The organism is Chitinophaga sp. RAB17 (assembly GCF_052114225.1).
Taxonomy (GTDB): domain Bacteria; phylum Bacteroidota; class Bacteroidia; order Chitinophagales; family Chitinophagaceae; genus Chitinophaga.
In genome coordinates, this window is record NZ_JBFREI010000010.1 from 288408 (window position 1) to 310150 (window position 21743).

Consider the following 21743-nt stretch of genomic DNA (forward strand, 5'->3'; position numbering starts at 1 on the left):
TGGTAATCTAAAAGCTAACAAACTATTTCTTAACTTCGCAAACATTTTATAAAGGAAATATAGCCCATATGAAAAAGTATGGTGCTAACAGCAAAACGTATGATAAATATCACTTTTCCGGATGGCGCAGTTCGTCAGTATGAATCAGGAGTAACTGCATTGGACATTGCCAAATCCATCAGCGAAGGATTGGCACGCAAAGTATTGGCCGCAAATGTTAATGGGCAGGTAGTGGATGCTACGCGCCCGATTTTGACGGATAGCACGCTGCAACTGCTCACGTGGGTGGATAAAGATGGTAAGGCTACGATGTGGCATTCCTCCGCGCATTTGATGGCGGAAGCCCTGGAAGCCCTGTATCCCGGCGTAAAACTGGGTTATGGTCCTTCTATTGAGAATGGATTCTATTATGATATTGATTTAGGAGACCGTACTATTTCGGAAGAAGACCTGAGAAAGGTAGAAGCCAAGATGGTGGAGCTGTCTAAACAAAATAGCGTGTATGTGCGCAAAGAAGTTAGCAAGGCAGATGCACTGGCTTACTTTACAGAAAAAGGCGACCAGTACAAACTGGAAACCATCAACGAACTGGCAGATGGAAGTATCTCCTTCTATACCCAGGGCGGATTTACAGATCTGTGCCGCGGGCCACATATTCCGAATACCGGCTTTATCAAATCCATCAAGCTGACCAGCATTGCCGGTGCTTACTGGCGTGGTAGTGAAAAAAATAAGATGCTTACCCGCATCTACGGTATTACTTTCCCTAATCAGAAGGAACTGGATGAATACCTGGCACTGATTGAAGAAGCTAAAAAACGTGATCACCGTAAACTGGGTAAAGAACTGGAACTGTTCGCCTTCTCTGAGAAGGTAGGATTAGGCCTGCCTATGTGGTTACCTAAAGGAGCGATGCTGCGCGAACGCCTGCAACGCTTCCTCCAGGAAGCGCAACTGGCCAGCGGTTATCTGCCGGTAGTAACGCCACATATCGGTAACAAAAATCTGTACATCACTTCCGGTCACTACGAAAAATATGGCAAGGATAGTTTTCAGCCCATTCAGACACCGGAAGAAGGTGAGGAGTTTATGCTGAAACCTATGAACTGCCCGCATCACTGTGAGCTGTATAAAGTGTCGCCGAAGTCTTACAAAGATTTACCGGTACGCTTTGCGGAATTCGGTACCGTGTATCGCTATGAGCAGCATGGTGAGTTGCACGGATTAACGCGTGTGAGAGGATTTACTCAGGATGATGCGCATTTGTTCTGTCGTCCTGACCAGGTAAAAGAAGAGTTCCAGAAAGTGATCGACCTGGTGATGTATGTATTCAACAGCTTAAGTTTTACAGAATATACTGCACAGATTTCCCTGCGTCACAAAACTGACCGTGCTAAATACATGGGAACAGAAGAAAACTGGGAGCTGGCAGAAAGGGCGATTATCGAGTCAGCCGCAGAGAAAGGTCTGAATACCGTAGTGGAGTATGACGAAGCTGCGTTCTACGGTCCTAAGCTGGACTTCATGGTAAAAGATGCGCTGGGCCGTAAATGGCAACTGGGAACTATCCAGGTGGATTACAATCTGCCAGAGCGTTTTGAACTGGAGTACATCGGGGCAGATAACCAGAAGCATCGTCCGGTAATGATTCACCGTGCGCCATTTGGTTCACTGGAAAGATTCATCGCCGTACTGATCGAGCATTGCGCTGGTAAGTTCCCGCTTTGGCTGGCGCCTACACAGGTAAAAATCCTGCCTATCAGCGATAAAAGCCAGGACTACGCAGAAAAAGTAGCAGAATTGCTAAAAAAAGCGGAAATTCGCGCTGAAATAGATGACAGAAGCGAAAAAATCGGTAAGAAGATCCGGGAAGCAGAGCTGGCAAAAATTCCGTACATGCTCGTACTTGGTGAAAAAGAAGCTGCCGATGAAGTAGTAGCCGTTCGTCGTCAATCTAAAGGTGATTTGGGAACTATGCAACTCGGACAATTTACAGCAATGATAAATGAAGAGGTGGCAAACCGGAAGCCAATAGAGTAACAACGTAAATGAATGTGGAAAAAAGGTATATAAAACAATGAACATTACTCAATTGAGGTATGTTTATTGCTATGATTTTCCCCTTATTTTTGTAAATATTGTTTTTGGTCCATGGACGATATGTGGACCATGGACTACAAAAGGCAATTAATTAATTAATTTTATTTTTCTTAATGCAACAAAGACCCAGACCAAGTTTTGGCGGCAACAACCGGGGCAGAAACCCCAACTTCCGCAGGGAACAACAACAAGAACATCGCACCAACAGGATGATACGCGTTCCTGAGGTAAGGCTTGTAGGTGAAAATATTGAGGTAGGTGTCTACAGAACCGAGGAGGCGTTGAAAATGGCGGAGGAACAGGGTTTAGACCTGGTTGAGATTTCCCCGAATGCCGTGCCCCCCGTTTGTCGTATCATCGACTACAATAAATTCCTTTACGAAAAGAAGAAGAAGGAAAAGGAAATGAAGGCGAAGGCGCACAAAAGCGAAGTGAAAGAAATCCGCTTTACGCCCAACACCGATGACCATGACTTCGACTTTAAAGCCAAACATGCGGAAAGCTTCCTGAAAGACGGTAACAAGGTGAAAACCTACGTACAGTTTAAAGGTCGTGCAATCATGTTTAAAGAACGTGGCGAGTTAATTCTTCTGAAGTTTGCTGAAAGGCTGGCAGAAGTTGGTGGTTTGGAAAGTATGCCTACCATGGAAGGTAAGCGTATGATCGCCATCTTCGCTCCTAAAGCGGCTAAGAAGAAGGAAAAGGAACCTAAGGAACCAAGAGAACCGAGGGAACCAAGAGAGCCAAGAGAACCAAAAGAAGCAAAGGCACCTGTTACACCTCCACCAGCTGCTGATGCAGCACCGGCGGATGATGCCAACGCGTAGCCAATGGTTATATCTGATTAAGAAAAGCAGCACAACAGGGTGTTATACCCCGTTGCGCTGCTTTTTCTTTTGTAGGGTAGTATACTATTGTATCTCTTTTAATACTTTCCTGGCTTTTGAACAGATGCCCGGTGTAGGATTGTTTTCCAGCTGATCTTCAATCAGCAGGCGGATTTCGTTTTTGATCTCCGGGTAATCTTTCGCAAGATTAGCCAACACCGTCATGGAAAACGACTTTACCGCCACTGTTTCCAGGGGATCTTCCAGGAAGGCAAAGCAACTATTCATCACGGAACCATGCAGGCTTTCCGGGATGGATAAGTTTTGCAATACCCCCAGTACATTTCTTTTAACGGCTACCGGTACCCCTTCATTTTCCATGCTGCCTACGATGTCCGGCAGGTGAGGAGCAAGTAATGCCGGATGATTGTCGGCTACGAGACGAACCACCCAGGCAGACCGTTGTACCACCCGGTATTCATCCTGCAGAAATAATTGCATAAGCTGATCAAAACGACCGGCATGGGAGCCTATCCATTTCGCGATGCGAAGGGATTGTTCGCGGGAATGTTCTGCCAATATTTCGGAACGTAAATCCATATTGCCGGCAATTTAATGCAAGCAATTTAATTACCGTGTTCCAGCAGGTAGGATAATGTTTTATGGCGTATCCTGGCCACATCTTCCGGGTTTACCGGCTGATCGGTTTCTTTACCCATATCGTCCCAAATCCTGATCTGGATGTATTGCGAAAACAAAGGATCATTGCGGAAGGCCAATGCTTCTTCTTCATTCATAGGGCCTCCCTGGTATTCAAGGGTTTGTTTGCTGGCTTCGGAAAGCGTATCATAGTAAGCACTGTCCGACCAGGTCAGGTAACGTTTGGCGGCTACGTGGCTGCCCACCAGTTTCGCCATTCTATCCGGAAAGCCACACTCCAGCAGGTAGGCACTGCCCAGGTCATCATGCGCCAGACTACCATATTCCCCCATCTGTTCCGTGTGCTCAAAAAAATGACCAATGTCATGCAGGAACGCAGCTACGATCATTTCGTCATCAAACCCTGTCTTTTCTGCTATCAGCGCGGCTTGCATCATATGCATCAGCATAGTTACCTCTTCGCCGTATTCTTCATTGCCGTAATTGTTGTACAGATCGAAGATTTGTTCGATGACGGAGTGTGCATGTAATTCGTTGTCGGTCATTTTCGTACATTAATAAGAGTTAGTACTGTTTTTCATTATATGCCGTGGCATTATCGCAAAAGTAATAGCTGTTGCTACTATATCAGCATGCATATTGTTATATTTTTATTAAGACCTCATTATTAACTGAAAGATGAATGTGGAGTAAGAAGCCAAACATTTACCCGCGAAATAACATGGACGGGAGAGGCATCAGGTTGAAAATTGGGGGACAGCATAAATTCTAAGCATACATTTTAGAGTGGATTAAGAACACCCTTCATTATCGTCAACATTGCTCACAAAATGTATTGTCATTATGTAGGTTCCGTCTATGCTATGCTTAGCACCCGCTTAGTACATATAGAAGTGGTGCAGTAAAGGTGGACTTGATGCGGGGATGAGTTCCGGATGTATAACCGGGATGAAATTGCATCAGCAAATGCATGGAGGTGAGCACTGGCCATAGCAGCGCTGCTTCCCTACGAGACTGTAGTTGCGGAAAGAAATATACTATTGAAAGGAAGCAGGTATAAGGGGTTTATTCATCAAAATATCTCCGGGGCAAGATGGCTTTATTCCAGTTGAATGATAGCTGGATATGCGTGTGTACAGGTAAGATTAGGAAGCAATATGGTCCGCTTTGGGTAGGTACGTTTATGAGCATATTTGGGTACCTGTGACGCTGCCACCGCAATAATATCGGCCGCCATGTATTGTCTGTTGCCCGATGGGCCATCTTTGTACATCGCTCTTACCTGGAAAACCACTACCAGTGAACCCTCTCCGGGCACGTCCAGCGAAACATTTGTTTCCTGGAAAGTGGTATCCGGCGCTATCATGAGCGTAACCGTTTCGCTACCCACGACCTGACGTGATGTAAAATCAATCCGCGTGGCGATCACTTTTACTTCCAGGGCAGCAATGCCTTTATACCTGGCGATGGTTTGTGCGGGAATATTTAATATTCCGTTTCTGAAAAGCCGGGGAGCCACTGTAAAGAAACGATCTACTCCGGTATGCTGATTGAAGCGGAAGCCAGTGATGGTGGCATGATGATCGCCGGCAGCAATGAGTAGCCTGTTGAGCCGATTGATATGGGCGCCGTCACAATGGATATCCAGGTGGGGGTAGAAAGCCTTACGAATAAAAGCGCCTTTCCTGCTGGCGATGCCAAAGCGGCGGGATGCGCGACGGGTAGCAGCCGTTTGCTGCACGCTTTGAGGCATGGAGCGCAGGAAGTATTCGCCATTGCGTTTATATCCAATGAGAGGACCGAGTTTTCCCGTAAAGGGAAGGATAGACATTTGTTTTGCCATAGGAGATTATTTTGATAAGATAAATATAAGATAATTCGGGAAACGTATTTGCCGGATGGAAGGAAGATTGGCTAAAGCTAATGACATGTAATGCCTGACTGAAAGGAGGGCGTTACGTCGTTTCCGTCATAAAAAAATGCAGCGCAGAGATCTCACCTCTGCGCTGCATTTACTAAAAGCTAATGGCTAAAAGCTGATTCGCTATTCTTCTCCCGCTTCTTCACCATCGCCGTGACCAAGTATATCACGTACAGGTTTTACTGCCTGGTAAATACCGCGGTTGTATTTATTTCCTAAGATGATCAGGGTAGTAGAGTCCTGGACGAAACGATAAAATACTGTGTTATTACCATGCCACCAGCCATTATGATAGATAATGTTTTTGGTACTGTCCGGATATACCATCAGGCGCCAGCCAAGACCGTAGTTACGTATGCCGGGCTTTTCATGGCTGTAAGGGGTATAGGCGGCCTTCAGGGTAGCAGCATTTAACAACTGCCCGGAATAAAGCGCCTGATCCCATTTAAGCATATCACGTGCGCTGCTGTATATTCCTTTGTCGCCCATTACACCATCAAAGTAAGTATCCGGTTCAAACTGCCCGTTGTATTTATGGCTTTGGGTTTGGTGGGGACGTGCGGCAGAAGCAGGATCATATACAAATGTATTCATCATGCCCAGGGGACGAAAGATGGTTTGTTCCATGAACTCCGCGTATTTCTGTCCGCTTACTTTTTCAATGATAGAAGCCAGCAGGAGGTAGTTGGTATTGCAATACTGGAAATGTGTTCCTGGCAAATGTTGCATAGCTGGCTTATGTGCCTCCATTAGTTTGATCACTTCATCATTGGTGATGAAACGTGATTCTTCTTTCCACAAGCTATCACAAAAATACAGGTAGTTAGGTAAGCCGCTACGGTGGCTCAGCAACATGCGAACATTGATTCCTTTATAAGGAAATTCGGGAAAGAATTTTTGCAAAGAATCGTCCAGATTGAGTTTCTCTTTTTGTGCTAACCACAATACAGCTGCGCCGGTAAAGGTTTTTGAAACAGAGGCGAGTTGAAAAGAAGAACTGTCAATAACTGGTATTTTAGTTCTTGAATTCTCGTAACCATGATATTGTTCAAAAATGATAACGCCCTTTCTGGCTACCAGCATAGCACCGTTGAATCCGCTGCGCAATAATTTACCATTATAAAATGCTTCCAGTTCATGTTGCATTTGTATGGTACGGGGCGATTTTAATATCGCCTCTTTTTCTGCTGTGCTTAATCCCAGTGTATAAAGAGCGCTGTCTGATGTTGTTTTTTTCCTTTCAGCTTCCCGTCTTGCTGCATTGCTCTGGCAACTTGATATTATTGCAATTCCCGATATAGTTAAGATGATACTTACTGCTTTCAATCGCTTCATTAGAGGAGTGTACTACTTTCTTGATTCAATATGACCCTTAAAAAATACAAAGCGCTAAATTTATGCCCAAAGTAAAAGACTGCCAAATAAATAGCCTGTTTTCAGATCCTTTTAATTGATTTTTAAGCTGAAATGCTGAAAAAACTTAAAAAAATGCCCCTGATAAGTGCCTTTTTTTGATAAAATCGAATTTGATTACACTACTATTTGAATATTCCCAAACATCGAGTAGGTTTGTGCCCTGTTTCCCCGCTATCAGCAATTATTAAGCCAATTGCAACATATAGATACACATATAATTTAGTATAATATTATGGACCAGCAAAAGTCGACAAGTTATCCGAAAGAGAAGATCAGCATTTTATTATTAGAGAATATCAGTGATGCTGCGGTAGCAGAATTTACCACCGCAGGGTATCATGTACGCAAATTGGCGGGCGCTCTGAGTGAAGAGGATCTGATCAATGAGATCAAAGATGTGCATCTCCTGGGTATTCGTTCTAAAACCAAGGTAACCCGTAAAGTACTGGAATCGGCCAGGAAGCTGCAGGCGATTGGATGTTTTTGTATAGGTACCAACCAGGTGGACCTGAAAGCTGCGACTGAACATGGTGTGGCAGTATTCAATGCACCTTATTCCAACACCCGTTCTGTGGCAGAACTGGTAATAGGATTGTCGATTATCCTGATCCGCCGTATTGTAGATAAAAACGCTGCCGCACATAATGGCATCTGGATGAAAGAGGCTACCGGCAGCTATGAACTCAGGGGTAAAACACTGGGTATCGTTGGTTATGGTAACATCGGCAGCCAGGTGAGTGTACTGGCAGAAGGGATGGGGATGAACGTCATCTACTATGATGCAGAAACCAAACTGCCTTTAGGAAACGCAGAACAGATCCGTACCCTGAAAGAGCTCTTTGGCAAATCAGATATCATTTCATTGCATGTGCCTTCCAGTAAAACTACCGCCAACATGATCACGAAGGAAGTGCTGGCAGATGCTAAACCAGGTGCCATCTTTATTAACTATGCACGTGGGGAAGTAGTAGACCTGGAAGCACTGAGAGATGCATTAACCAGTGGCCAGTTATCAGGTGCTGCGATTGATGTTTTCCCGGTAGAGCCAGAAAAGAATGGTGCGGCATTCAGCACACCACTGCAGAAATTATCCAACGTCATTTTAACACCGCATATCGGCGGTAGTACAGAAGAAGCGCAGCATAATATTGGTCTGGATGTGAGCAGCAAAATGCTGAACTACCTGGAAAAAGGCGCCAGCTTTGGTTCTCATACAGTTCCTTCTATCAGTGTACCGCCCATTGAAAACACGCATCGTATTCTGCATATTCACGAAAACGTGCCGGGTGTGTTATCGGCCATCAACACTGCTTTATCTGCCAATAAAATCAATATCCTGGGCCAGTACCTGAAAACCAACGACCAGATTGGTTATGTGGTGCTGGACGTAGATACCAAACTATCGCAGGAAGCATTGGCTTTATTGAAAGAGGTAGACCATACTATAAAGACAAGATTGTTGTACTAAGCTGTCTTGTGCGAAATATTTTAGAGAGAGCAGGGATTATTCCCTGCTTTTTTTGTTTTCTTGCAGAAGATTAACCCATCGTTATTTCTATATTTAAATCCCTATAACATGAAAAAAATAACCCTTTTTTTCTTCTTTTGCTTTGGTGTATTAGCAACAATTCAAGCTCAAATCCAGGCGCCAACTTACGACACCGTTCATTTTAAGAAAGGATACATAAATGATATTTTTAGTAGCCTCTATTCGGCCAACTTTCGGTCGGGATTTATTTTCCAGACTAACGCCTCTATGAACTATGCCCTGAATGGTCCATCAGGTAATGGATTCAGGTTCCGTTGGTTAGCCAATGATACACTTGTTGATCATACCACTGACAGAGATCTGATTATGACGCTGCTTCCCAAAGGAGATATGATATTGAAGAATTCTCTAAATGTGCCTAATCTTACTGTGGGCAGTGTTTCAGATACTTCTTACAAAAAATTGGTGATTGCAGGGGCTAATATACCTACCAATATAGGTAGCAAACGGGATATTTCGTATGAATTTGCGGCTGCGGGTAAGGCGATTATCCGCTCTTACAGAGGAAACTCCTGGGATACTTATTTGCAGTTGCTGACAAGTAACACCAGTAATACAGGAGGAGAGCCAGCCGTAAGGATGCACATCAACCAGGATGGAAATATTGGACTGGGAAATACTAATCCGTTTGACCATTTAAATATAACAGGTACTATTGGAACTGTTCCCAACCGGATCGCTATACAAAATACGGGTATCCCTAATTCACTTTTTTACGTTGGAAACACCAGTAGTGATTATACTGTAACGAACCAACGCAGCACTAATATCCTGGAAAGTTATACCGATTTACATGTAGGAGCCGCCAACAGCGGCAACATTTATTTTGAAACGGGAAGAGTGGGTACAACTGCCCCTGTCCGCATGACTATCCTGAATGATGGTACTGTAGGCATTGGTACGAATACAACCGGTACCAATAAACTGGCGGTAGAAGGTACTATTGCTGCCCGCAGGGTAAAAGTAACTTCGGCAGACCCCTGGCCCGATTATGTATTCAATGACTCCTATCAGTTGCCATTGTTGCCCGACCTGGCTACTTATATAGCAAAGAATAGTCATTTGCCAGGTATCCCGGATGCGACTGAAATAGCCCGGGACGGACAGGACCTGGGAGAAATGAACCGTAAGCTCCTGGAAAAGGTAGAAGAACTGACACTGTATATTATCCAGCTGGATAAAAGAAACAATCAGCAACAGGCGCAGATAGATACGCTGATAAAGCAGATGAATAAATAATTATTCACCCGCTATATCTCCCTATTCACCGATTCTTTTTCCTCATATGCGCTTTTTTTGAGCATATTTTGAAAATTCTTTGTTAACCTTGTACTGCAACTGAAAAAAATAGCACATGAAAATGAACAGGGCACTGATAACCGGAGCTGGTTTAATAGCCGGGCTTTTGTTATATGTAAATGCTTCCGCGCAAGATAGTGAACCAAATAAATGGGCCCCGGCCAACATTAAAATTGACGGACAGGCCACAGAATGGCCCAAACCCCTGCAGTTCTATAACAACGTTACCAAGTTATTTTACACCATAGCCAACGATCAGGAAAATATATACGTAATTGTGAGTGTACCCGATCCGCAAAGCCAGATGAAAATTATGCGTTCCGGTATTACGGTTTCGTTAAATGCCACCGGTAAAAAGAAAGGAGGCGCCTCGATTACTTTCCCGCTTACCGAGAATGTAAGCACGGGAGCACCGGATGTACCGGAAGCCTCCCGGGCACTGATTGCCGGAGAACTGAAAAAACAGATCCTGGCTAATCTGAAAGAAATAAAGGTCGATGGGTTTGATAGTATTCCCAATGGCAATATTCCGGTGCATAACACGTTTGGTATTCAATCAGCGGCTTCTTATGAAGCTTCCGGCAACCTGGTTTGTGAGTTGGCTATTCCATTGAAAACATTGGGAATAACAGCGGTTGCTGATAAACCCATTGCTTACCATTTTAAGGTGAATGCGATGAAGAGAGAGGATAAAAAGGAATTGGAGGCCAAGCGAGCCAAAGGGCAGCAGGCACCAATGCCGGGTGAATACGCAGACCATTTCGCCTTGTATTATTCCGCAGACTTCTGGACCAGACAAACACTGGCTACTCACTAGTTTGCATACTACTGAAATCTGTCTTAACCGTTTTTATGTATAACAAATTGTTTTCTACGGGAACTAAAGCCATGCTGGCCGGAGCTTTTTGTGCCGGCGTTTTCATGTCTTGTCATAAAGACAATACGAGCCCAACGCCGCCTACTCCGGTAGATACCACGCAGCTCACCTCCGCACAGGCAGAAGACTCACTCAAGTACCTGATGTACCAGATTATGCAGGTAACCTATGGTGACGGTGGACGCACACTGGCTACCGGCCTGCCTACCTACTTCTGGTATTCATCCGTACCCAAGCTGGATCCGTTTAGTGCCAGCTACCCGAATGCTGATACGCTGCTCGCTGTAATGAAAAGGTATGCCATTAACACGGCTACCGCTGCACCGTATGACCACTATAGTTTCATTGACAGGAATGGTACACTGACCAATAAACTCATGAACGGTATTTCCGCCAGTACCTTTGCGGCTACCACCAGCGATTTTGGGCTGGAGTATGCTCCTGTGCTGGTATCTTCCGGCAGCAACCAGGTACGCATTTTTGTATTGTATGCAGATAAAAACAGCCCGGCAGGTAAGGCGGGGATTGACAGAGGCTGTGAGATTACGGCTGTAAACGGAACTACTTCTTTTACCAATACCAGTTCTTCGTTACAGTTTGTGTACAACGCAATCATGGGATCAACTTCCACAGTAACATTGGGAATAACCAGGGCGGATAAGACAACGTTTACGACTACCCTCAATCCGGTGGCATATAGTATCAACCCAGTATTGTTTGATACCGTATATACGGCCGCGAATAATACAAAGGTAGGTTACTTTGGTCTCTATACTTTTGCCAGCGTATTCAACGATAAAGGACAGGCTACTTATACCAAAACTGCCCTTGACCAGGCATTTACCAAATTTACAGCCAGTGGCATTAAAAACCTGATTGTAGATTTACGGTATAATGGAGGAGGAGCTACTACTACTGCAGAATACCTCGATAGCGCCATTGCGCCGGCATCTGCAGCTGGTAAAACTATGTACACTTATAAGTACAATGATAAGATCATGCAAAACCTCGCTGCTACTGGTCTAACGGAAACGGTTAAGTTCCCGGGAAGAACCGGTGGGTTGGCATTGGACAATGTATTTTTTATCACCAGCAGTAATACGGCATCTGCAAGTGAACTGACACTCAATAACCTCAAACCTTATGTGAAAGTTTTGCTTGTTGGTGAAAAGACATATGGTAAGCCGGTTGGATTCATTGACTTCAATATCTCTGCCTATAATCATTCAGGCACAGTAAAGTACCTGGCTGATCTTTATGCCATTAACTTTGCCACGCACAATGCTAATGGATCAGGAGATTATTATACAGGTATTGATGTAGATAAAGCAGCTGTTGATTATGTTAACGTTCCCTGGGGTGCTACCGCTGATGACGATAATCTTAAGAAGATAATGGGTTATATTAATACAGGGGCCTTCCCAACAGCGAGAGCAGCACAATTGAATACAGAAACGGTGAATGGATTGCGCACTGCTATTCCGAACACTAAGCCACTCAATAATTTCAATGGGATGGTAGATTACAGGTTAAGTAAGGAAATGTCAAAATTAAAATAATCATATGTGCGTAGTTGTTAGTGTATCCCTGCACTAACAGCTACGCATTCAACGTTAGTAAATAATAATTTCATCTGCGAACATAAACCCGCGTTGTTCGTTCTTCGCGTGAACCCTGATATACCGCGCTTTCTGACCACTCAGGTCAAATTTAAAATCTTTAAAAGCAAGTGTGGAAGTACTGAGAGGAACATCATTGTTTACCTGTTTCAGCGGCTGGAAATTTTTCCCATCTTCACTGATCGATACTTCTACAAATGATGGCATGTATACGCCAGGACCTGTCAGCTGCATAAATGTAACGGCTAAGCGATGCAGGTTTGTTTCCTGTTCCATATCTACTGTCACGTCCATATCACCCTCAAATCCTTGCCACTGACCATCTCCATAAGTAAGGGAGCCACGGTAACCATTTACCAGAGTAGCAGCTGCCTGAGCAGGATATTTTTTACTGTAAGGAACATTATAGCTCACTTTTTTACCAATAGCTACATGATCATCCAATTGAAGGAAAGCTGGCTTGCCTTGAAGCTGACCATCTTTGAAAATAGCAGCGGTGACAGGAGCAGAGCCTGAGACCACAAACGGACTGGTATACAAAGCAGACTGGTTGTCTGGCCTACTGCTATCCAGGGTATAGCGGATCTGTGGCTGGTATTGTTCTGAGCGGAATGAGATAACAGTCCGGTGATGTGCTGCATCTATATCCGGGTGAATGGTGATGCTATGAGAAGGTCGATAGTAATTTACGTTTAGCCGTTGGAGTAAGAGATAGTGCGATTGTAGCCGTTGCTGGAAATCAGCCAGATTTTTATGTGCGGTATCTGACCATACTACTTCGGACAACGCCAGCAAACGTGGGTAGGTCATATATTCCAGGTGATAGGAAGTGGGTATGTATTCTGTCCAGATATTGGCCTGTGCGCCCAGAACATGTTTGGCCGCAGCCGCATCCAGTTCTTTCGGGATTGGTTCGTAACTGTATACTTTATCGAGTGTAAGATATCCGCCAATTGCCTCCGGTTGGGTGGCCGGGTCGGCCTGATAACTGTCGAAGTAACAATATGCACCAGGTGTCATGATTACATCATGACCATCTTTTGCCGCTGCAATACCACCGCTCTCTCCACGCCAGGACATCACGGTTGCTTCCGGAGCGAGGCCACCCTCCAGTATTTCATCCCATCCCAGCAGTTTGCGTTTGTGAGCGATGAGAAATTTTTCCATGCGCCTGATGGCATAACTCTGCAATTCATTTTCATCCTTCAGTTTTTCGTTGCGGATGCGTTGCTGACATTTGGGACAGCTCTTCCAGGCTTTTTTATCTGCTTCATCACCACCAATATGAATATAGGGAGATGGGAAAATATTCATTACTTCTGTTAATACATTTTCCAGAAAAGTGAAGGTAGTATCATTACCGAGGCATAGCTCGGAATTTTTATAAGGTATGCCGGAGCAGGACAGTTGGGGGTATACCGCCAGTACTTCTTCTGAATGGCCGGGCATTTCTATTTCCGGAATAACAGTTATACCACGCTGTGCTGCGTAGGCCACTATTTCCCGCGCCTCTGCCTGGGTATAATAACCGCCATATGCATTAGGATCACCTTCCTGCGAATACCGGCGTCCTTTGGACCACCAATCTTTCCAGTTAGCATAATTACGCCAGGCGGCAATTTTCGTCAGTTCAGGATAACGTTTTATTTCCAGTCTCCATCCGGCGCCATCTGTCAGGTGCCAGTGAAAAGTGTTCATCTTATATAATGCCATCAGGTCTATGAAGCGTTTGATATAAGTTGCAGGAAAGAAATTTCGTGACACATCCAGGTGAACACCGCGATAGCCAAAACGGGGATGGTCGGTTATCTCAGCGCAGGGCAGGGTAGTCTGATCCGGTTGCAGCAGCCGTAACTGCAGTAGCGACTGCATGCCATTGATGGCGCCGGTTTGCGTACGTGCAAAAATCGTTACATAGTCCGGCGAAATATTCAGTCGGTATCCGGCTGAATCTGGAATAAGGGATTTATCTGCTGCGGTAAATACGACACTATGCAACGGTACCATTTTCATCAACGCCAGCTGTGGTTCGGGAAGATGGGCCGTTTCCGCAAAGAGAGTGGCTACACCTGAAAAGGCGGGTGCAGTAAAAACATGCGTTTGCGGGGAAATGGCAAAAGTACCTTTTTTAGCGGTGACCGATGCCGGTCTTGGAATCAAATCGAGATTACCAGCAGACTGGCCATGGGCGGATATCCCAAAGCAAATGGCCAGCAGAAATAACGAGCTATGTTTCATCAATTTTATTTTGACCCCAGTTTACGGATCATATCTTCTGACATGTCTTCTGAATAAACACCATACCCATACATCAATACGCCTTTGGTGCCTGATTTTGTTTCGATGGCATATACAACTGCTTCATCACCCGGGTCAGTGTCTCCTTCAAAACGGTAGGTCTCAGTAATTTCAAAGTCTTGTGGATGCACTTTTGTATCCTTTGTGTGTATACTGTCAAAAAGAAGATTGAAATCAGCCGTGTATCCACGTTTGCGCAGATCTTCCATTGCAGCTGTTACGGTGTCATAAACTTTCATATTGATCATGATTTCTGGTGAGTAAATTCCATTTGCATCGCTACTAAGTTAATAAAAAAGGTGACATTCAGTTAGATCAGCAGAAAGCAAAAAGCAGAAAGCAAAAGGCGATCGGCCTTTTGCTTTCTGCTTTTTGCTTTTTTGTTTTCTGCTTGAATTAGCGGACTACAGTTACTTCACCTTTGAGAACGTTGGAAGTTCCTCCAGCTACTTTTTTGTAGTTAAGCCACCATACGTAGGTACCTACATCTACCGGAACGCCTTTGTATTTACCATCCCATCCTTTATGATCATCGGAAGTCATAAAGATTAATTCACCCCAGCGGTTAAAGATTCGCAGTTCGTAGTCGAACATTTGTCCTCTTACTATTGGTCTGAACACATCGTTACGTCCATCGCCATTTGGAGAGAAGGCATTTGGTACTTGTGGTTTTGGTTCACATTGTACAAAGTCTACCGTGATATCATCAGTAGCGGTGCCGCAATCATTGAACACCGTTACTGTATAAGTACCTCCGTTCGTTACAGGGAGTGTAGGAGCGGAAGAACCGTTATCCCAGCGTACTCCGGTGATTCCACCGCCTTCAGCATGAAGGGTCAGTGTTTCACCTTTACACATTACGGTATCTCTACCCAGGTTAATGACTGGTAAACCGGTGATTCTTACTGTTACACTGTCCATGAATACGCGTTGACAGTATTTATCCATCACTGCCAGTTTGTATTTGCCGGCCTGTGTTATTTGTTTAACCGGTTTAGGATCGCCATCATTCCAGAGGTAGGAGATGGCATCCGGATTAGTACCATCCAGTGTGATGCTGCCACCAGGACAAATATTCCTGTCTGGTCCCAGATCCAGTGTGAGAGATGGTTTCAGTCTTACGTTTACAGTATCTCTTACCACACAATTGTCTCTGCTTACTGACACCCAGTAACCACCAGGTTGATTCACCACGATAGAGTTGCCGGTTTCACCTGTCTGCCATTTGATACGGCCACCATTTGAATTAACAGTGAGCATGATAGACTGATCAGGACAGATCGATGTATCACGACTCAGGCTGATATCCGGTGGAGGATTCACGCTCACTTTCACGGTATCGATAGTGATACATCCGGACTTCATCACTTTCACCCAGAATTGTTCCTGTGTACCTACCAGTATGGAAGAAGCAGTAGAACCGTTGCTCCAGAGGTATTGTGCACCATTTACATAAGCATCCAGTTTCACAGACTGACCGCGACAGATGGTCGTATCAGGAATATCTACCAGTGGTGTTGGTACCAGGCTTACATGAATGGTGTCTGTAGTAGCACATTCACCATTGCTTACATTTACCCAGTAAGTACCAGCCTGATTGATATTGATCCTTTGCGTGGTTGCGCCGGTAGACCATTTAATCTGGTAAGCGAAGTTAGCAGGTCCTGCATCCAGTACCAGGCTGTTGCCACCACATATTGTGGTATCGTTGCCCAGGTTCACCATTGGTTTCTGAATGTAGGTCAGGTTGTAAGTCATTGTATCAGAAGAACAACCGGTTCTGCCATCTGTTATAATGAATGATGCAGAAGTAGCGCCATTCAGGTTGAACACATTATTGCTTTGTGTCAGCGGTAAACCTGTTACTACGTTGGAAGGTGTTACGCTTACCAGGGTGTAGGTAGGCAGGTATACGTTGCCCACTTTACGTAATGCTATTCTTCCGTTGTCGGAGCAGTTGGAAGGCAGGGTAGCTTCCAGCTGTGGTTTAGGACAAGGGTTGATGATTACACGTTGGATCACATCGTTGGCTTTATTGCCGCAGGCATCCATGATAGTCCATCTTCTTACAATCGTATAGCCGTTACAGATATCTGCAACAAATGGATCTTCCGTATAGATAGCTCTTTTCGGGAAGGTATTATCACAGTTGTCTGTAGCTGTCAGCACCGGAGGAGCCGGGATTTTATCCTGACAGAAGATCACTACATCTGCCGGAGCAGGCATGATCACAGGTTTGGTGGTATCTTTCACCGTTACTACCTGTGTCGCGGTAGTGGTATTACCACAGGCATCTTTCGCAATCCATGTTCTGATGATACGGTAGTTACCGGCACAATCATCAGGTGTTCTTTCTGTTGTGATGCGGCGGCTTACCGTCAGGCCATTTCCGATAGTGCTACAGTTATCAGTAACCTGAACATCTATAGCAGGAGCAGGGATGTTGTCGCAGCTCACGGTAGTATCTGCAGGAGGTTTCACGGTGAATACCGGTTTAATGGTATCCTGTACAGTGATAATCTGCTGCATCGTTGATTTGTTACCGCAATCATCTGTAACTGTCCAGGTGCGTGTTTCCTGGTAATTGCCGGCACAGTTGCCTGGTAATTTCACCGTTTTAGTGCTGGTGAATACCTGTACTGTAGCGGTACAATTGTCAGTGGCAGTAATTACCGGCCATGCTGGCACCTTATCGCAATCTACCACGGTGTCTTTCGGAGCAGGCATGCTGAATACCGGTTTAGTGGTATCCTGAACGCTGATGATTTGTTGTACGGCACTTGCATTTCCACATTCATCAAAGGCGGTCCATTTTCTGTAGATCAGGTAGTTGTTGTTACAATTTGCCTGGTTATGAACCACGGAGTCTTTCGGTACTACTGTAATTACACCAGGTGTACAGTTATCGCCTGCGGTGAGATTGAATCCTGCGGGTACCTTGTCGCAATCTACTGTTGTATCAGCAGGAGTGGCCACATTGAATACCGGAGCAGTCATATCTTTCACCGTGATTACCTGTTTCAGGGTAATGCCAGTGTTACACTCGTCTTTCGCAGTCCAGGTGCGTATCAGGAGGTAGTTGTTAGTACAGTTGCCTGGAATATCCTGGCGAACTTCTACCACTGGTATGATGATTTCACCTGCGCAATCGTCGTTTGCTTTCAGGTCTGTTTTAGCAGGCACTTTGTCACAATCAACCGTGATATCGGCAGGAGCAGGGGTAGTAAATACCGGTGCTTTTGTATCCTTTATCGTGATCGTCTGCGAAGCGCTTACTGACAATCCGCATCTGTCTGTTGCCGTCCAGGTACGGGTGATGGTGCTAAGACAAGGAGAAGTCACTACGGTTACATCATTGTGCGTAACGGTGAGTGTTTCATTATTATAAGGTGCGTGACTGAACACCGGATCTCCGAAGAGTGTGGTGTAGTCTTTACCTTTTTCACATTCTGTGATGATAGCAGGAGGAGTGAAGGTAACAATCGGACTGATAGTTACAACAGTGATCTTCACTGCATTGCTGATGTTGTTGATACAAGCACCAGATGCTACCACTCTTCTGTACCAGGTATTGACAGAGAGTACACCAGGCTGGTAAGTATCTCCGGTTGCTCCATTAATATTGGTAAACGGTCCGGTAGCACCAGTGGTACTTTGTTGCCATTGGTAAGTATAGGTACCATTACCACCACTCAGTGCAATACCGCGTATCGCCATTGGCATTTCTGTCAAACAAACGGTCTGATCATCGCGGATGGTATTACCAAGTATTGGTTTGCGGTTGATCAGTGTTACACTTGAGCTGGAAGCATCACAAACACCGTTGCTTACTACCCAGGTCAGTTGTGCCGTTTCGCCGGCAGGAACGGTGATGGTCGCATCTTTTTGGTTAATGTCACTGATGTTGATTAACGCAGCGTTGTTGCTGGTAACAATCCAGGTACCTTTTGCACCTGCCACACCAGGATCACTGGCATTCATCTTAAAGGTGGCATCATCGCAATGTTCCTGGTCAGGTCCTGCGTTGGCAGCTACCGGTAAGCGGTAGTTAATGAGTGTAACATCATCCCAGGTAGCACTACATACACCATTGGTAACCGTCCAGCGTAGGGTAACAGTGTCACCCACGTTTACATTTACCGCAGAAGTAGGACTATTGATAGACTTGATCACTGCATTACCTTTAATAATAGACCAGAAGCCTCTTGCACTTGGAACAGACAGTGGAGTAGCGGCCATGGTGAAATCTCCGGTGTTGTTACACATTTCAATATCTGCACCGGCGTTAGCATCGTCTGCTTTCTTGTAATTAATCAGTGTTACAATGCTGCTGCTGCTTGTACAAGTACCATTTGTAACGGTCCATTTCAATATAACGGTGTCGCCTATAGGAACAGTTACACTGGTAAACGGATCATTTGGTGATTTGATAATGGCAGCGCCGGGGATACGACTGATATCTTCCCAAACACCTTTCGCACTGGTTGATCCAGGTTGACTCGCTTTCATTACAAAGTCGGCAGTGGTATTACATTTTTCCTGGTCAGGACCAGCATTTGCTGTAATGGCTGCTTTGTAATTGATGATAGTCACTCTGCTGAACGTGGTATCGCATACACCGTTGGCAATCGCCCACTGGAGTACAGCGGTATCACCTACAGGCACAGTTACTGCAGTTGTCGGACTATTTGGTGATTTAATAGTGGCATTTCCGCTGAGGATAGTCCAGATGCCTTTTGCAGTTGGTACACCCGGGTTATTTGCCTGCATGATAAAGTCAGCTGTATTGTTACAGATTCTTTGATCAGGTCCGGCGTTAGCCTGGTTAGCGGTTGCGTAGTTGGTCAGCAACACCGTATCGGTAGTGGCTGTGCAGGTACCGTTGGAGATGGTCCATACCAGCGTAGCAGTATGCCCGGCCAGTACTTTCACCTTCGTATTGTTTAAAGTGACATCCGTGATGGTCACCCAGCTCGGATTACCTACCGCTGTCCAGGTACCTTTCGCTCCATATTCAGAAGGCTTGTTAGCAGCCATGGTGAAGATAGAGTCGTTACAATGTTCCTGGTCAATGTTCGCATTCGCAATAGCCGGTACGTCGTAGTTAGTCAGTAACACGGTATCGGTAGTGGCGGCACAGGTACCGTTAGAGATAGTCCATACCAATGTAGCAGTATGTCCTGCCAGCACTTTCACCTGTGTATTATTTAAAGTACTATCGGTGATTTTTACCCATGATGGTTTATTTAATACAGACCACACGCCTTTGGCACCGTATTCAGCAGGCTTATTAGCAGCCATAGTGAACATAGAGTCGTTACAATGTTTCTGATCACTGTTGGCATTTGCAATAGCAGGGATGTCATAGTTAGTCAGCAGCACGGTATCGGTAGTAGCGGCACAGGTACCGTTAGAGATGGTCCATACCATTGTAGCAGTATGACCAGCCAGCACTTTCACCTGTGTGGTGTTTAAGGTGGTATCGGTGATTTTTACCCATGATGGTTTATTTAATACAGACCATACGCCTTTTGCTCCATATTCAGTAGGCTTGTTAGCCGCCATGGTAAACATCGAGTCGTTACAATGTTTCTGATCAGGGCCTGCAATGGCAGCTGCCGGTACATCGTAGTTCGTCAATAATACGGTGTCGGTAGTAGCGGCGCAGGTGCCGTTGGAGATAGTCCATACCAGTGTAGCGGTATGACCAGCCAGTACTTTCACCTGGGTATTATTTAAAGTACTATCGATGATCTTCACCCATGATGGTTTGTTTAATACAGACCACACGCCTTTAGTACCATATTCAGTTGGCTTGTTGGCGGCCATAGTGAACATAGAGTCGTTACAATGTTTCTGATCACTGTTGGCATTTGCAATGGCAGGGATGTCATAGTTAGTCAGCAGCACGGTATCGGTAGTAGCAGCGCAGGTACCGTTGGAAATGGTCCATACCAGTGTAGCTGTATGTCCGGCCAGTACTTTAACCTTCGTGGTATTTAATGTTGTGTCAGTAATAGTTACCCAGTTAGGCTTGCCTACTGCGGTCCAGGTACCTTTCGCTCCATATTCAGTAGGCTTGTTAGCGGCCATGGTGAAGATAGAGTCGTTACAATGTAACTGATCAACGCCTGCTTTCGCAATTGTTGGTACATCATAGTTCGTCAGTAACACGGTATCGGTAGTAGCCGCACAGGTACCATTAGTAATGGTCCATACCAGCGTAGCAGTATGCCCGGCCAGCACTTTCACTTTTGTGGTATTTAAAGTGGTGTCGGTAACAGTCACCCATGTTGGTTTACCTACTACTGTCCAGGTGCCTTTAGCTCCATATTCAGTAGGCTTGTTAGCGGCCATGGTGAAGATAGAGTCGTTACAATGTTTCTGATCACTGTTGGCATTTGCAATAGCAGGGATGTCGTAGTTAGTCAGCAGCACCGTATCGGTAGTAGCGGCGCAGGTTCCGTTAGAGATAGTCCATACCAGTGTAGCGGTATGACCAGCCAGTACTCTAACGCGAGTGGTGTTTAAGGTGCTATCTGTAATGGCCGCCCATGTTGGTTTACCTACCACTGTCCAGGTACCTTTCGCACCGTATTCAGTTGGTCTGTTAGCCGCCATGATGAACATAGAGTCATTACAATGTTTCTGGTCAATACCTGCTTTCGCAACAGCTGGTACATCGTAGTTAGTCAATAACACGGTATCGGTAGTAGCGGCGCAGGTACCGTTGGAGATAGTCCATACCAGTGTAGCAGTATGGCCCGCCAGTAATTTAACTTTTGTAGTATTTAAAGTGGTGTCGGTAACAGTTACCCATGTTGGTTTACCTACTACTGACCAGGTGCCTTTTGCTCCATATTCAGTAGGCTTGTTAGCGGCCATGGTGAAGATAGAGTCGTTACAATGTAACTGATCCATGTTTGCTTTCGCAACAGCAGGTACATCGTAGTTAGTCAGCAACACGGTGTCGGTAGTAGCCGCGCAGGTGCCGTTGGAGATAGTCCATACCAGGGTAGCAGTATGACCCGCCAGTACTTTAACTTTTGTAGTATTTAAAGTGGTGTCGGTAACAGTTACCCATGTAGGTTTACCTACCACAGACCAGGTGCCTTTTGCTCCATATTCAGTAGGCTTGTTAGCGGCCATGGTGAAGATAGAGTCGTTACAATGTAAC

The 21743-nt window shown here is 45.2% G+C and carries 13 protein-coding genes; 6 read left to right on the plus strand and 7 right to left on the minus strand.

The genetic code is table 11. The features are described from left to right. The first annotated feature begins 99 nt into the window (after positions 1 to 99). Both thrS and infC read left to right on the plus strand, forming a co-directional pair. On the plus strand, positions 100 to 2040 hold the full coding sequence (gene thrS, locus AB4Z08_RS27870) for a threonine--tRNA ligase (protein WP_441577067.1): 1941 nt from the start codon (positions 100 to 102) through the stop codon (positions 2038 to 2040). A gap of 173 nt (positions 2041 to 2213) precedes the next feature. Continuing rightward, positions 2214 to 2927, plus strand: a complete 714-nt coding sequence (gene infC / locus AB4Z08_RS27875; RefSeq protein ID WP_441577068.1) for a translation initiation factor IF-3 — start codon at positions 2214 to 2216, stop codon at positions 2925 to 2927. A gap of 84 nt (positions 2928 to 3011) precedes the next feature. Here the strand turns inward: infC and AB4Z08_RS27880 are convergent, their stop codons facing one another. The 4 genes from AB4Z08_RS27880 to AB4Z08_RS27895 form a co-directional block, all read right to left on the minus strand. After that, positions 3012 to 3527 (minus strand): hypothetical protein, encoded by a 516-nt coding sequence (locus AB4Z08_RS27880; protein ID WP_441577069.1) that lies wholly within the window; start codon positions 3525 to 3527, stop codon positions 3012 to 3014. A 26-nt stretch (positions 3528 to 3553) separates the two neighbouring features. Continuing rightward, positions 3554 to 4132, minus strand: a complete 579-nt coding sequence (locus AB4Z08_RS27885) for an HD domain-containing protein (RefSeq protein WP_441577070.1) — start codon at positions 4130 to 4132, stop codon at positions 3554 to 3556. Between the two features lie 554 nt (positions 4133 to 4686). Continuing rightward, the gene (locus AB4Z08_RS27890) at positions 4687 to 5430 is read right to left on the minus strand and encodes a hypothetical protein (protein WP_441577071.1); all 744 of its coding nucleotides are present in this window, start codon (positions 5428 to 5430) and stop codon (positions 4687 to 4689) included. A 201-nt stretch (positions 5431 to 5631) separates the two neighbouring features. Next, positions 5632 to 6843: a serine hydrolase domain-containing protein gene (locus AB4Z08_RS27895; protein ID WP_441577072.1), complete on the minus strand. Its 1212-nt coding sequence runs from the start codon at positions 6841 to 6843 to the stop codon at positions 5632 to 5634. A 313-nt stretch (positions 6844 to 7156) separates the two neighbouring features. On the opposite strand from AB4Z08_RS27895, the gene serA reads away from it, so the two are divergent. From serA to AB4Z08_RS27915, 4 genes are all read left to right on the plus strand, one after another. Next, positions 7157 to 8392 carry a phosphoglycerate dehydrogenase gene (serA, locus tag AB4Z08_RS27900; protein ID WP_441577073.1) on the plus strand — a complete coding sequence of 412 codons (1236 nt, stop codon included), beginning with the start codon at positions 7157 to 7159 and terminating at the stop codon, positions 8390 to 8392. Positions 8393 to 8500: 108 nt separating this feature from the next. Continuing rightward, entirely contained in the window at positions 8501 to 9712 is a 1212-nt protein-coding gene (locus tag AB4Z08_RS27905) for a hypothetical protein (protein ID WP_441577074.1), read from the plus strand. A 115-nt stretch (positions 9713 to 9827) separates the two neighbouring features. Further along, on the plus strand, positions 9828 to 10589 hold the full coding sequence (locus tag AB4Z08_RS27910) for a hypothetical protein (RefSeq protein ID WP_441577075.1): 762 nt from the start codon (positions 9828 to 9830) through the stop codon (positions 10587 to 10589). Between the two features lie 35 nt (positions 10590 to 10624). Further along, positions 10625 to 12208 (plus strand): S41 family peptidase, encoded by a 1584-nt coding sequence (locus tag AB4Z08_RS27915; RefSeq protein WP_441577076.1) that lies wholly within the window; start codon positions 10625 to 10627, stop codon positions 12206 to 12208. Positions 12209 to 12262: 54 nt separating this feature from the next. Here the strand turns inward: AB4Z08_RS27915 and AB4Z08_RS27920 are convergent, their stop codons facing one another. From AB4Z08_RS27920 to AB4Z08_RS27930, 3 genes are all read right to left on the minus strand, one after another. Beyond that, positions 12263 to 14506, minus strand: coding sequence for a glycoside hydrolase family 20 protein (locus AB4Z08_RS27920; protein ID WP_441577077.1), 2244 nt, complete (start codon positions 14504 to 14506; stop codon positions 12263 to 12265). 5 nt (positions 14507 to 14511) lie between these two features. Then, positions 14512 to 14805 carry a hypothetical protein gene (locus tag AB4Z08_RS27925; RefSeq protein ID WP_441577078.1) on the minus strand — a complete coding sequence of 98 codons (294 nt, stop codon included), beginning with the start codon at positions 14803 to 14805 and terminating at the stop codon, positions 14512 to 14514. Between the two features lie 157 nt (positions 14806 to 14962). Continuing rightward, positions 14963 to 21715, minus strand: coding sequence for an HYR-like domain-containing protein (locus tag AB4Z08_RS27930; protein WP_441577079.1), 6753 nt, complete (start codon positions 21713 to 21715; stop codon positions 14963 to 14965). Positions 21716 to 21743: the final 28 nt, after the last annotated feature.

Bases quoted from the DNA above. Each gene is read 5' to 3' on its own strand.
- thrS (WP_441577067.1), top strand. From the start codon at position 100: ATGATAAATATCACTTTTCCGGATGGCGCAGTTCGTCAGTATGAATCA.
- infC (WP_441577068.1), top strand. From the start codon at position 2,214: ATGCAACAAAGACCCAGACCAAGTTTTGGCGGCAACAACCGGGGCAGA.
- AB4Z08_RS27880 (WP_441577069.1), bottom strand. From the start codon at position 3,527: ATGGATTTACGTTCCGAAATATTGGCAGAACATTCCCGCGAACAATCC.
- AB4Z08_RS27885 (WP_441577070.1), bottom strand. From the start codon at position 4,132: ATGACCGACAACGAATTACATGCACACTCCGTCATCGAACAAATCTTC.
- AB4Z08_RS27890 (WP_441577071.1), bottom strand. From the start codon at position 5,430: ATGGCAAAACAAATGTCTATCCTTCCCTTTACGGGAAAACTCGGTCCT.
- AB4Z08_RS27895 (WP_441577072.1), bottom strand. From the start codon at position 6,843: ATGAAGCGATTGAAAGCAGTAAGTATCATCTTAACTATATCGGGAATT.
- serA (WP_441577073.1), top strand. From the start codon at position 7,157: ATGGACCAGCAAAAGTCGACAAGTTATCCGAAAGAGAAGATCAGCATT.
- AB4Z08_RS27905 (WP_441577074.1), top strand. From the start codon at position 8,501: ATGAAAAAAATAACCCTTTTTTTCTTCTTTTGCTTTGGTGTATTAGCA.
- AB4Z08_RS27910 (WP_441577075.1), top strand. From the start codon at position 9,828: ATGAAAATGAACAGGGCACTGATAACCGGAGCTGGTTTAATAGCCGGG.
- AB4Z08_RS27915 (WP_441577076.1), top strand. From the start codon at position 10,625: ATGTATAACAAATTGTTTTCTACGGGAACTAAAGCCATGCTGGCCGGA.
- AB4Z08_RS27920 (WP_441577077.1), bottom strand. From the start codon at position 14,506: ATGAAACATAGCTCGTTATTTCTGCTGGCCATTTGCTTTGGGATATCC.
- AB4Z08_RS27925 (WP_441577078.1), bottom strand. From the start codon at position 14,805: ATGAAAGTTTATGACACCGTAACAGCTGCAATGGAAGATCTGCGCAAA.
- AB4Z08_RS27930 (WP_441577079.1), bottom strand. From the start codon at position 21,715: ATGGCCGCTAACAAGCCTACTGAATATGGAGCAAAAGGCACCTGGTCT.